Source organism: Acinetobacter sp. 24-47-66 (assembly GCF_056779755.1).
This window is the reverse complement of sequence record NZ_JBWYIL010000004.1, coordinates 120,879-134,088: the sequence shown is the minus strand read 5'-3', so window position 1 is coordinate 134,088 and position 13,210 is coordinate 120,879. Positions and strand designations below refer to the sequence as shown.

Genomic DNA, 13,210 nt, shown 5'->3' with positions numbered 1-13,210 from the left:
CTTAGGTACTCAGTGAATTCGTGAGTTGAATAGCATAGCGACGTGCAAGCGCATCAGTCTCTAAGATTAGCTCTAAAGAATCAGCATTTGAATTTTGAACATGATTCAAAGTGGATTCAACAACTTTAGGAATATCTAAAAATTTGATTTTATTTTTTAAAAATGCTTCAACCGCAATTTCGTTTGCAGCATTTAAGATCGCAGGCGCCAATCCTCCAGATTTCATTGCTTCACGAGCCAATTGCAGCGCTGGAAATCGCACAGTATCAGGCTGCTTAAAATTAAGCGTATCGTTTACAAATAAATCAAGCGAAGGAACATGTGTTTCAATCCGATCTGGCCATGCAAATGCATGTGCAATCGGCGTACACATATCAGGATTACCCATTTGAGCCAAAGTACTACCATCAACATACTGAACCATTGAGTGAATAATACTTTGTGGGTGCACAACCACTGTAACAAAATGTTCTTGAATTGAAAATAAATGACAGGCCTCGATCAACTCGAGACCTTTGTTCATTAGCGTTGCCGAATCAACTGATATCTTCTGCCCCATAGACCAATTAGGGTGCTTACAAGCCTGTGCAGGTGTCACCGTACTGAGCTCATCAAGCGTATGATGCAAAAATGGACCGCCAGAAGCAGTCAACAAAATTTGTGAGACACCTAACTGGGGTTTACCAGCTGTATCTAATTGCAAATAATTTTGAGGCAGGCACTGAAATATTGCGTTGTGTTCAGAATCTACAGGTAATAATAAGGCATTATTCTCTTTGGCAGCCTTCATCATGATGTCACCAGACATCACCAACGATTCTTTATTTGCTAGAAGAACACGCTTACCAGCTTGAACAGCAGCGAGTGTTGGCAATAATCCTGCCGCACCCACTATCGCCGCCATCACGATATCAACCTGAGGATGCTCAGCAACAGCGATTAAACCCGACTCATCAGAGAGAATTTCGGTTGAAGTGATATTTTTTAATTTGAAAAATTGATGTAGTTCATCCACCTTGCCTGAAGGTACAACAGCATACTGTGGATGATATTGTTGACATATTTCGCTTAACTGCTCTACACGACTAAATGCAGATACCGCAAAAACATTGTACTTCTCTGGATGTCGATCAATGACTTTTAAGGTACTTTGTCCAATTGAACCTGTTACACCTAATATACATACTGATTGAGACATCTATAAATCTACACCAACAAGTTTTAAAACAAATATTCCCGCAGCAAAAATAGGTGCGGCAGCAAGCAATGAATCAATGCGATCTAATACACCACCATGACCAGGCAAAATACGACCTGAATCCTTAATACCTGCACGACGCTTAATCATTGATTCAAATAAATCACCTTGAACTGAGCTAAATACTGTCAGCACAGATAGGAGTAAAAATAGAATATGCTCTACTGCGGTTAAATCTAAATAGTTAAATTGTACAAATAAGATAACAATGATGACTGTAATTACACCACCGATTAACCCTTCAATAGATTTATTCGGGCTCACCTCAGGTGCAAGCTTACGCTTACCAAGCTTCCTACCTACAAAATACGCCCCACTATCAGCACCCCACACTAAGAGGAATAGATACATGAGCCACCAAGGTGAACTTATCCAGACTTCGTATATTGCCGATACTGCAGCGCTAATAATCACTACACCAATCCAATTCAGTGAAGTGTTATACCACGCATCATAAAGAGGATATTGCTTAACCCAATAAATGGTAATAACCCAAGTAATAATCGAAGCACTCCACAACAGCAGTACTAGATCATCAAAATAAAGCGCAATTGCAGAAAATACCGCAGTGATTACACCAAAGCATCCTGCTTTAAATTTATTCACTTGATCAGTTTGACGAGGCATGAGTTTAAACCACTCATAGCCAGCCCCCCCGGCAGCGATAATCATTAACGCTAACATTGGATAAATGGATGTAGTTGCAAACATACAGCTCAAGACTACAGCCACTAAAATCAATGCGGTAATTATCCGCTCTAACATTATTAGTTCTCTATTTTCTCTTGTTGGACCTGCTCAGAAGTTTTTCCAAAGCGCCTTTCTCGCCCTAAAAACACACCAAAGGCATGATCCAATTCTTCTGTTGTGAATTCTGGCCACAACGTCTCAGTAAAATACAATTCAGCATATGCAGATTGCCATAATAAAAAATTAGACAACCGATAATCACCACCAGTACGAATCAATAAATCGACTGGAGGTAAGTCACCTAAACTGACATGCTGAGCAAACAAATCAACATCAACTTGAGCAACATCAATTTTTTGTTCTTTGACGAGTTGTGCGATTGTTTTAGCAGTTTGTGCGATATCCCACATTCCGCCATAACTCACAGCAATTGTGAGCGTCATTTCTGTGAAAGTAGCAGTCCTTTGTTCTGCTTGCAACATTAATTGTTGCAATTCTGGCGACAAACGAGAGCGATCCCCAATGAATCTTAGTCCAATTTGGAACTTAATCATTCGAGGGATTTGTTCATTAATCGTCTCTTCCAACAGTTTCATGAGCAAATCAACTTCGTATTGAGGTCGATTCCAGTTTTCACTTGAGAAGGCATAGACAGTAAGTGCTTTCACACCCACTTTACGACAATGCTCTACAATCGGATCAAGGACATTTTTTCCTTCACGATGTCCATCACCTTTTTGTAGATGTTTCTTTTTTGCAAAACGATTGTTGCCATCCATAATGATGGCAACATGTTGTGGCAGAAGCTCTGCTGAGATGGTCATTATATAGCTTAGACCTTCATCAACTCTGCTTCTTTTGCTGCTAAACGCTTTTCAACTTCAGCAACAAATTTATCTGTGATTTTTTGGATTTCATCGCCCGCACGACGCTCATCATCTTCAGAAATTTCTTTTTCTTTCAACAATGCTTTAATATCACCCAATACATCACGGCGAATATTACGAATCGCAACTTTTGCATTTTCAGCTTCGTTACGTGCCACTTTTTGCATATCACGACGTGTTTCTTCAGTTAATGCCGCCATTGGTACACGAATTGAATCAGCAGTAATTGGGTTCAAACCTAAATCTGACTCACGAATTGCTTTATCAATTGCAGCAACCATAGTGCGCTCGAAAGGTTGAACAAGCAATGTACGCGAATCTTCAACACCAATGTTAGCAACTTGGTTTAATGGCACATCAGAGCCATAGTAAGGAACCATTACGCCATTAAGAATTGATGGATGTGCACGACCTGTACGAACTTTAGCAAAACCATGCTCTAATGAGTCCAATGATTTATTCATGCGCTCTTCAGCATCTTTTTTAAGATCGTTAATCATGTGATCTTCCTTACCTAATTCTCAAAATTTAAATCAAAATAGTGTTTAGTATAAATAGCTTTGAAAGCCACGTACATCAATTAGTAACGTGAGTACCTTCTTTTTCACCCATAACCACTGATAATAATGCACCTGATTTATTCATATCGAATACTTGAAGTGGAACATTATGGTCACGGCATAAGCAAATCGCGGTTAAATCCATTACACCAAGTTTCTCATCTAAGACTTGGTCAAATGTCAATGCATCATATTTAACAGCATCTTCGTATTTGCTTGGATCTTTATTGTAGACACCATCCACCTTCGTCGCTTTGAGAATTAAGTTAGCCTCAATCTCAATACCACGTAAACATGCAGCCGTATCTGTCGTAAAGAATGGATTACCAGTACCCGCAACAAACACACAAACTTCACCATTATTTAAATGACGAATCGCATCACGGCTAGAATATGATTCTACAACTGTACCGATTGGTAATGCTGACATTAAACGGGTTTTGATATTACGACGTACCAATGCATCTCGTAGCGCCAAACCATTCATCACAGTTGCCAGCATACCCATTTGATCACCTGTTACGCGACCAACCAATCCATCTTGCTGTAATTGGCTACCACGATAAAGGTTACCACCACCCACAACGATACCAACTTGCACACCTAGACCAACCAAGTGAGCAATAGATAAAGACATTTGATCAAGGACTTGTGCGTCAATACCCATATCTTTATTGCCTGCTAGCGCTTCACCCGAAAGTTTTAGCAGAATACGACCAAAGCGTGGTTTTTTAGAATCTAACATTACAAACTCCAATATCCGAATTCATTTATATGTATTACTTCAAACAATTATGCGGTTTTAATTTCAATCAATTCTGCATAAAGGTCGTATTCATCCGCATCAGTGATTTTCACAACCAGTAAATCACCTGCTTTAATCTTGCTTTTATCAATATCTTCCACAAAGACATTTCCATCAATTTCAGGGGCATCTGCATAAGAACGCGCCACTGCAACTGGAAACTCTTCTTCTAGATCATCAACCAGCACAGTCATGGTTTGACCTATACGCTTTTGTAGTTTTGCAGCAGAAATTTCTTGCTGAACCTGCATAAAGCGTTCATAGCGTTCCTGTTTAATTTCTTCAGGCACATGATCTGGAAGATCATTTGCAATTGCACCTTCAACTGGAGAGTAAGTGAAACAACCAACGCGATCAAGCTGAGCTTCTTTCAACCAATCAAGAAGTTGCACAAAATCTTCTTCAGTTTCACCTGGGAAGCCCACAACAAATGTTGAACGAATGACTAAATCAGGACACTTTTCACGCCAAACTTTTAAACGCTCTAGTGTGTTTTCACTATGCGCTGGACGCTTCATTAATTTTAAAATTTTAGGGCTTGCATGTTGGAATGGAATATCTAAGTAAGGCAAGATCTTACCCTGTGCCATCAAATCGATAACTGCATCAACATGTGGATATGGGTAGACATAATGCAGACGTACCCAAATACCCAATTGACCTAATGCTTCACACATATCATAGAACTTAGTTTTTACAGGCTGACCATTCCAAAAATCAAGCTTGTATTTCGTGTCTACACCATATGCCGATGTATCTTGAGAAATAACCAAGACTTCTTTAACACCAGATCGTTTTAAAGCCGCCGCTTCTTCTAATACTGAACCGACTGGGCGAGATACCAGATCGCCACGCATACTTGGAATAATACAGAAGGTACAACGATGGTTACAGCCTTCAGATATCTTCAAATATGCATAATGTTTTGGTGTTAATCGAATACCTTGTTCTGGCACAAGATCAATAAACGGATTGTGTTTAGGAGGTTCTGGAACATATTGATGCACAGCTTCCATTACTTCTTGATAAGCTGCTGCACCAGTAACTTTAAGTACGTTTGGATGCATTTGACGAATTTTTTCTTCATCTTTACCCAAACAACCTGTTACGATGACGCGACCGTTCGCACTCATCGCCTCACCAATCGCGTCTAATGACTCTTGTACTGCAGATTCAATAAAACCACAGGTATTAACAACAACTAAATCAGCACCGTCATAATCCGACGCTACATCATAACCTTCAGTTTTTAACTGAGTAAGAATTCGCTCGGAATCTACCAATGCCTTAGGACAACCTAAAGAAACAAAACCGACTTTGGGGGATTTCATGAATCTGCGCTCCACTAGAATCCGCGTATTGTATGTCTTTTCAATTCATAAAAACAGTTGAAAACCCCACTCTTTGCATAACGCACCAAAATATTCCCATAAATTTTAAAAAATATTGCAATCGCACCAATATGATGCATTATTAAATAACCCCAACTTTGCATGAATATTTTGCAATCGCTTCGCGCTTTTTTTCTTAATAAATGAGTTCATTTTAGTTGTATTTAACGATTTTAAAAAAAGTTGGCTCATATTTTGCTTTATTTGAGGACGTTAAAATTAAATAACTCCCTCTTTGTGAGCAGTGATTGAAAAATACATAGATGCAATTGCTCTATTTTAAGACAGGATTTTGAGGTTAATGAATCAACAACCAACGATTGATTACCGTTTACTCGTAGACAACTTGAGCACTGCGATACTTTTAGTCGATAGTGAATTAAATATTTTTTATTTAAATTCCTCATGTGAAGCACTCTTTGATATCAGTTTATTGAGAGCATCAGGTCAATCTGTGCTCAGTATTTTACAATCTCCAGGTGATTCATTTAACACTGAAGAAGCACTCACAAATACGTTACTCACGGGGCAAGCTTATACCCGCCGTGAAGCGACTATTATTGTGAACTTTAAAGATGTACATGTTGACTATTCTGTTGCCCAACTTAACACTGGAAAAAGTTATCACCCCCTCCTTCTGATTGAACTTAATCCAATTGATCGAATGTTGAAAATTTCTAAAGAAGAAAATTTTATTCAACAACATCAGGTCGCACGCCAATTAATCAGAGGTGTCGCGCATGAGATTAAGAATCCATTAGGGGGCATACGTGGCGCAACTCAATTATTGGCACGTAGTTTAAATGACCCTGAATATAAAGAATTTACGGACATTATTATTAGTGAAGTAGATCGCCTGAGAAATCTTGCTGACACAATGCTCGGCTCTCGGCAGTTACCAAGCTATGAACCAGTAAATGTTCACGAGCCTTTGGAGCGTGTGCGTTCGTTAATTGTAAATCAAACGAAAAAGAAAATTAAAATTACACGTGATTATGATCTTTCATTACCTGATGTTGAAGCAGATCGGGATCAACTTATTCAAGTGATGTTGAATATCAGTGTAAATGCTGTTCAGGCCATGACTGAAAACAAAGAGTTTTTTCAAGACACTCAACCTGAATTAACCTTGCGTACACGTATTCATCGCCTTGTCACGATTAACGGAACTTTACACCGCTCAACTGTTCGAATTGATATTGAAGATAACGGCCCTGGCGTTCCAGAAGAAATTTTGGAGTCCGTATTTTATCCATTAGTCACAGGACGCGCTAAAGGAACAGGCTTAGGTCTGAGCATCGCACAAAATATTATGCATCAACACAATGGAATGATTGAATGCCAATCCGTTCCGGGCAAAACCGTATTTAGTCTTTATATACCTTGGGAGTTAAACCATGTCGCGAAATAAAATTTGGGTAATAGATGACGATCGCGCCATGCGTTGGGTTCTAGAAAAAACATTTAAAGAAGAAGGTTTAGATGTTACCAGTTTCGAAGAAGCTCAATCTGCACTGGATCAGTTACTTGATGATACACCTGATGTAATTTTGACAGATATACGGATGCCAGGAATTGATGGTCTTACCTTTCTCGCTAAAGTCAAAGGTCATTATCCTGATCTACCTGTGATCATCATGACGGCACATTCGGATCTAGAGTCAGCAGTATCAAGCTATCAAACGGGTGCTTTTGAATATTTACCAAAACCATTTGATATTGATGAGGCTTTAGCACTTGTCAATCGTGCCATCATGCACATTAATAAGCTCCAACAACAAGAATCTGCGAAATCAACCGTACAGCCAATTCAATCAACTGAGATCATTGGAGAATCTCCTGCAATGCAGGAAGTCTTCCGAGCAATTGGACGTTTGTCGCAATCACACATTACGGTATTAATTAATGGTGAGTCAGGTACAGGTAAAGAGTTAGTCGCTCATGCATTGCATCGTCATTCACCTCGTAGCAGCAAGCCATTTATTGCGCTTAATATGGCTGCCATTCCGAAAGATTTGATTGAAACTGAATTATTTGGTCATGAAAAAGGTGCATTCACTGGCGCTAATACTCAGCGACAAGGTCGTTTTGAGCAAGCCAATGGTGGTACATTATTCCTCGATGAAATCGGGGACATGCCATTCGAAACCCAAACGCGTTTATTGCGGGTTTTAGCTGATGGCGAGTTTTATCGCGTCGGTGGACACATTCCAGTGCGTGTTGATGTCCGCATTGTCGCTGCGACTCACCAAGATCTAGAAAAATTAGTACATGATGGACGCTTCCGTGAGGATCTTTATCATCGTCTGAATGTAATTCGTATTCATATTCCTAAACTTGCTCACCGCTCGGAAGACATTCCGATGCTCGCACAACACTTTCTCGCACGAGCAGGTAAAGAACTTGGTGTAAGTCCAAAGATTTTACGTACAGAAACTATTGAATACATGAAACAGTTGCCTTGGCAAGGTAATGTACGTCAACTTGAAAACACATGTCGCTGGCTGACAGTGATGATTACTGGACGAGAGGTTTATCCAGAAGATCTTCCTTCTGAGTTAAAACAACTACCAATCCAAAAATCTGATGATCCAAATCATCCACACAATCAAGCAGATCGTATCGCTATTCAGCATTGGGATGAGTTGCTTAGTCAGTGGGCTGTACAAAAACTCAAAAATGGTGAAATGAAATTATTGGATATCGCCACGCCTATGTTTGAACGCACCTTAATTAATGCGGCACTACAACAAACTCGAGGAAGAAAACGCCATGCTGCTGAGCTTTTAGGTTGGGGTCGTAATACCTTGACTCGTAAGCTAAAAGAATTAGGAATGGATACTGCTGAAGATTATGAAGATGAAATCGTAAGCACTACAGCCGAGTAAACTTCTAGATTTAGGTTAATCAACACAATTGATTAACCTATTCTTCATCATAATTCTAAAATTTTAAATCATGCTCAATATAAGATACAAAAAGATGAGTCCAAATGAACAATAATCACTTAAAGCATAAAACTTATCTAGGTATCATCTTCTGCCTTATTTCTTCACCCTCCTTTGCCACAGTCGGCGGTCCGGAGACAATAGAAGTACTAGATTCAGATATTAAAGATCAGAAAATATATTATTTACGCCATTACCATGATGAATCTGGTCGACCACCAACACTTTATTATTATTTGCTCAACAGCAGAAACCCACATAAAGCGATTGAGGTTCAATCCATTTATACCCCATTAAATAGCCGAAATCACATTACTGAAATTCAGCATACGCTACGCAAAATTCAAAGTATTCAAGCTCGCCTTGTCAAACCAACACCATTAAGCCCCAAGACTGCTAAACTAAAATTCAATAGACAAAGAGAACAGACTGGAAATTTTTGGTTAAACGTGCCTGAAATTAAAGTAAGTAAATTCCAATCTCAGGTACAACTCAGCCAAAGCTCTGATCCTTCAATGTATAAAAGTTAACAATTCGAGAATATTCGATATCATCGTAATTTACCTCAGATCAAAAAACTTTACGCATTTCCTTACACTTTCCCCAATTATCGCGTTGCAGTCATTAGTTACATGGGTATTCCTACTGAAACAGGCTACGAAAAACAAGATGCCATTTTACTCAGCTCAACAAAATAAAAAGCTCCCGAAGGAGCTTTTTATTATGCTTTTCAAGCACGCTGTTCAATTGGTACAACTTTGCGTAATTCAGGTCCTGTGTAATCTGCACTTGGTCGAATAATACGGTTGTCTGCACGCTGCTCCATCACATGTGCCGCCCATCCTGTTACACGAGACATCACAAAAATTGGCGTGAATAGCTTCGTTGGTATACCCATAAAGTGATAAGCAGAAGCATGGAAGAAATCAGCATTACAGAATAATTTTTTCTCTCGCCACATGACTTCTTCACAACGTACTGATACTGGATATAAAACAGTATCTCCTACGTCCTTAGCCAAGCGCTCAGACCATACCTTAATAATCCCATTACGTGGATCATTGTCTTTGTAAATTGCATGACCAAAGCCCATGATTTTTTCTTTGCGTTCGAGCATACCCAGCATTTCGCGCTCAGCTTCTTCAGGAGATTTCCATTGCTCAATCATATCCATTGCAGCTTCATTTGCACCGCCATGCAGTGGACCACGCAAAGAACCAATCGCACCTGTAATACACGAATGTAAATCTGATAACGTCGAAGCACACACACGTGCCGTAAATGTTGAAGCGTTAAATTCATGTTCTGCATAGAGAATTAAAGAAACATTCATGACTTGTTCATGCAATTCATTAGGTTTTTCGCCACGCAATAAATGCAAGAATTGAGCACCAATTGAGTCGTCATCAGTATTTTCTTCGATACGAACACCATCATGGCTATATCGATACCAATAACAAATAATGGCTGGCAATGTTGCCAAAATACGATCAGCTATATCTTGCTGTTCACCAAAGGACTGTTCTGTTTCTAAGTTACCCAACATAGAAACACCTGTACGCATAACATCCATAGGATGTGAATCTGCTGGAATACGCTCAAGCACTTCTTTTAGTGCTTGTGGTAATGCTCTCAGTGATTTTAGTTTTGCTTTATAGTCCGCAAGTTGTTGCGCCGTAGGTAGTTCACCAAAGAAAATTAAATATGCAACTTCTTCAAATTGGCAATTTTCCGCCAAATCCTGAACATCATAACCACGATATGTTAAGCCTGCACCACTTTTCCCAACGGTTGAAAGTGCTGTTTTACCTGCGACTTGTCCACGCAATCCTGCGCCAGTCAATACTTTTCCTTCAGCCATTTTTTTATTTCTCCTGAGTGAATAGCTTATCTAGTGTGTTTTCGAAAGTATGATAATCAAGGAACTCGTATAATTCTTTTCGTTGTTGCATTTTATCAATAACATTCACTTGCGTGCCGTCTTTACGAATTGAATGCATCACTTCTAATGCTGCTTTCTGCATCGCACGTGTCGCAGACAATGGGTATAACACCATTGAAATTCCCTGTTCTGCTAGCTCTTCGGTCGTATAATAAGGGGTATCACCAAATTCAGTGATATTCGCTAGCACAGGCACACCTACAGCATCACAGACTGTTTTATACATCGTTATATCAGTCATCGCTTCCGCAAAAATAGCATCAGCTCCAGCTTCAACACATGCACATGCACGATCAATGACGGCTTGAAGCCCTTCTTTTTGCAGCGCATCCGTACGTGCCATGACCACGAAATTAGAATCAGTTTTTGCATCAACAGCAGCCTTAATACGGTCTACCATTTCTTGTTGTGACACAATTTCTTTATTCGGACGATGTCCGCAGCGTTTTTGCGCAACTTGGTCTTCAATATGAACAGCAGCAGCTCCAGCAGCGATCATTTGCTTGATACTTCGTGCAATATTAAATGCACCGCCCCAACCTGTATCAATATCCACAAGCAAAGGCGTATCTACACGTTCAGTGATACGACGAACATCTTCAAGCACATTATCTAAACTCGTCATTCCCAAATCAGGAAGACCATAGGAATAGTTTGCAACACCTGCGCCAGATAGATAAATTGCTTTATAGCCAACTTGTTTTGCCATCATTGCTGCATATGCATTTACAGTTCCGATGATTTGTAATGGCTTTTCCACTTCTAATGCTTGTCTAAATCTTAAGCCTGCAGACGATTGTTCTGTCATATTCCTTTCCACAGTGTTTACTATAATTATCGAGTTTTTAGTATATCTATAAATTTAGTTTGATATATGACCGTTTAGTATTTTTGCTCTAAAACTTTAGTCATATAAAAATGAATTATTATTCATTTTTTGATTTTGTTATTATTTTGAGTGTCAGGCGTTAAGTGCTTTAATTTGTTATACTCCATCTTCAATTTCATTTTCGCTATTGATACTGCATGCAACATCCATTTCCGCATATTGAAACTTCTGGTTGTGATATGCCCCATACTCGCCGTGGTCAAGAACGACGTTTAGCATTATTGCTAAGCGCTAATACGCTATTCTTGGAACGTGGCTACGATGCTGTGTCTTTGGATGATATTGTTCAACATGCTGGAGGCTCCAAAGCATCTATTTATAAATATTTTGGCGGCAAAGAAGGCCTTTTTACTGCTATATGTGATTATCGACGTGAACTCTTTTTTAAAGATATCTGTGTTGCATATGATCCAGATCATGGCGATTTTAGATCTTATCTGATACATACACTACTTAACTTTCATCGCCACATTAAAAAAGAAGATCACACTGCCTTTATGCGCCTCGTGATTGAGCAATCCCAAAAAAATCCTGAACTTGCTCTTTATTTGCACGAAAAAGGCCCTAAACATATCCAGTTAGCGATCGCAAATGCATTAGAAAATGCGCATAAACTTGGTGTGTTAAAATGTGAAAATCCTTTATTTTCTGCTCAATTATATTTTGGAATCTTAAGAAATTTAGAATGGAAAATTTTAATGGGGATACCAGTACTTGAAACCGATCAAGAAACCATCGAATACATCAGCTATTCTGTCGATCGCTTCCTAGATGGGCACCAAAAAGTCTAGTTTTTTTGCAATTCTCTTTACATATAGTATATTAGTCGATTCTCGTTTTTTTCATCAACCAACAATTATTGGTCGTCTCATTTACTATTTTGACGAAACAATGATTGTGGAGTAACCATGGCTCTACGACATTTTCTTACTTTACGTGACCTTTCAACTGCAGAATTAAATCGCATTATTGATCGTGCTATAGAATTAAAACGCATGCAGCATAATCATGAAGTCTACCAACCCTTTGTTGGTAAAGTAATGGGAATGATTTTTGAAAAATCGAGCACACGTACCCGTGTTTCTTTTGAAGCGGGTATGACCCAATTTGGTGGTAGCGCAATTTTCCTCTCGTCCCGGGATACACAATTAGGTCGCGGCGAACCGATTGAAGATTCAGCTCGCGTTATTTCAAGCATGCTTGATATTGTGATGATTCGTACTTTTGGCCACGATATTGTCACACGTTTTGCAGAATATTCTAAAGTCCCAGTTATTAATGCACTGACCGATGATCACCACCCTTGCCAATTGCTTGCTGATGTTCAAACATTCGTAGAACACCGTGGCTCTATCCAAGGCAAAACCGTTGCGTGGATTGGTGATGGTAATAATATGTGTAACTCATATATCGAAGCTGCACATATGTGGGGCTTTAAACTTAAGATTGCATCACCAAAAGGTTATGAACCAAAACCTGAATTTCTCTCTGAATTCGCGCACTGCGCCGAAGTTGTAGACTCTGCTGAAGATGCTGCAGTGAATGCCGACCTTATCGTTACTGATGTTTGGGCCAGCATGGGACAAGAAGAAGAGCAAAAAATTCGTGAAAAAGCTTTTGCTGATTTTCAAGTCAATGAACGTCTAATGGATCTTGCTCATCCAGACTGTTTATTTATGCACTGCTTGCCTGCCCATCGCGGTGAAGAAATTTCAGAAAATATGCTCGATCATAAAAATGCTGTGGTATGGGATGAAGCTGAAAACCGCCTTCACGCTCAAAAAGCACTTGTTGAGTTCCTCATCAATGAAAGCTTAAAAAAAGATTAATTTCATCCACT

At 39.3% G+C, this 13,210-nt stretch carries 13 protein-coding genes; 5 read left to right on the top strand and 8 right to left on the bottom strand.

The genetic code is table 11. From position 1 onward, the window contains the following. Window position 1: 1 nt before the first annotated feature. From ispC to rimO, 6 genes are all read right to left on the bottom strand, one after another. Complete coding sequence (ispC, locus tag AC1M84_RS05755) at window positions 2-1,198, bottom strand: 1-deoxy-D-xylulose-5-phosphate reductoisomerase (protein WP_481594601.1); 1,197 nt, start codon at window positions 1,196-1,198, stop codon at window positions 2-4. Next, window positions 1,199-2,023 carry a phosphatidate cytidylyltransferase gene (locus tag AC1M84_RS05750; protein WP_035263666.1) on the bottom strand — a complete coding sequence of 275 codons (825 nt, stop codon included), beginning with the start codon at window positions 2,021-2,023 and terminating at the stop codon, window positions 1,199-1,201. It abuts the gene before it with no gap. Between the two features lie 2 nt (window positions 2,024-2,025). Beyond that, window positions 2,026-2,772, bottom strand: coding sequence for a polyprenyl diphosphate synthase (gene uppS / locus AC1M84_RS05745; protein WP_481594600.1), 747 nt, complete (start codon window positions 2,770-2,772; stop codon window positions 2,026-2,028). Window positions 2,773-2,780: 8 nt separating this feature from the next. Beyond that, the gene (gene frr, locus AC1M84_RS05740; RefSeq protein ID WP_035263669.1) at window positions 2,781-3,335 is read right to left on the bottom strand and encodes a ribosome recycling factor; all 555 of its coding nucleotides are present in this window, start codon (window positions 3,333-3,335) and stop codon (window positions 2,781-2,783) included. Between the two features lie 76 nt (window positions 3,336-3,411). Next, window positions 3,412-4,140 (bottom strand): UMP kinase, encoded by a 729-nt coding sequence (pyrH, locus tag AC1M84_RS05735; protein ID WP_035263670.1) that lies wholly within the window; start codon window positions 4,138-4,140, stop codon window positions 3,412-3,414. A 47-nt stretch (window positions 4,141-4,187) separates the two neighbouring features. Next, window positions 4,188-5,531 carry a 30S ribosomal protein S12 methylthiotransferase RimO gene (gene rimO, locus AC1M84_RS05730; RefSeq protein ID WP_481594599.1) on the bottom strand — a complete coding sequence of 448 codons (1,344 nt, stop codon included), beginning with the start codon at window positions 5,529-5,531 and terminating at the stop codon, window positions 4,188-4,190. Window positions 5,532-5,892: 361 nt separating this feature from the next. Here rimO and glnL point away from each other — a divergent pair, with 361 nt between their 5' ends. From glnL to AC1M84_RS05715, 3 genes are all read left to right on the top strand, one after another. Then, window positions 5,893-7,002, top strand: a complete 1,110-nt coding sequence (gene glnL, locus AC1M84_RS05725) for a nitrogen regulation protein NR(II) (RefSeq protein WP_035263674.1) — start codon at window positions 5,893-5,895, stop codon at window positions 7,000-7,002. Further along, window positions 6,989-8,479 carry a nitrogen regulation protein NR(I) gene (glnG, locus tag AC1M84_RS05720; protein WP_481594598.1) on the top strand — a complete coding sequence of 497 codons (1,491 nt, stop codon included), beginning with the start codon at window positions 6,989-6,991 and terminating at the stop codon, window positions 8,477-8,479. The genes glnL and glnG overlap by 14 nt, the downstream gene beginning before the upstream one ends. Window positions 8,480-8,583: 104 nt before the next feature. Further along, complete coding sequence (locus AC1M84_RS05715; protein ID WP_481594597.1) at window positions 8,584-9,069, top strand: hypothetical protein; 486 nt, start codon at window positions 8,584-8,586, stop codon at window positions 9,067-9,069. A 200-nt stretch (window positions 9,070-9,269) separates the two neighbouring features. On the opposite strand, the gene prpC is transcribed toward AC1M84_RS05715, so the two are convergent. Together prpC and prpB are read right to left on the bottom strand one after the other, a co-directional pair. Further along, window positions 9,270-10,400 (bottom strand): bifunctional 2-methylcitrate synthase/citrate synthase, encoded by a 1,131-nt coding sequence (gene prpC, locus AC1M84_RS05710; RefSeq protein ID WP_092766353.1) that lies wholly within the window; start codon window positions 10,398-10,400, stop codon window positions 9,270-9,272. 4 nt (window positions 10,401-10,404) lie between these two features. Beyond that, on the bottom strand, window positions 10,405-11,289 hold the full coding sequence (gene prpB / locus AC1M84_RS05705; RefSeq protein ID WP_035263679.1) for a methylisocitrate lyase: 885 nt from the start codon (window positions 11,287-11,289) through the stop codon (window positions 10,405-10,407). A gap of 218 nt (window positions 11,290-11,507) precedes the next feature. Here prpB and AC1M84_RS05700 point away from each other — a divergent pair, with 218 nt between their 5' ends. Both AC1M84_RS05700 and argF read left to right on the top strand, forming a co-directional pair. Next, window positions 11,508-12,161 (top strand): TetR/AcrR family transcriptional regulator, encoded by a 654-nt coding sequence (locus AC1M84_RS05700; protein ID WP_092766355.1) that lies wholly within the window; start codon window positions 11,508-11,510, stop codon window positions 12,159-12,161. Window positions 12,162-12,278: 117 nt separating this feature from the next. Further along, window positions 12,279-13,199, top strand: coding sequence for an ornithine carbamoyltransferase (gene argF, locus AC1M84_RS05695; protein WP_481587506.1), 921 nt, complete (start codon window positions 12,279-12,281; stop codon window positions 13,197-13,199). Window positions 13,200-13,210: the final 11 nt, after the last annotated feature.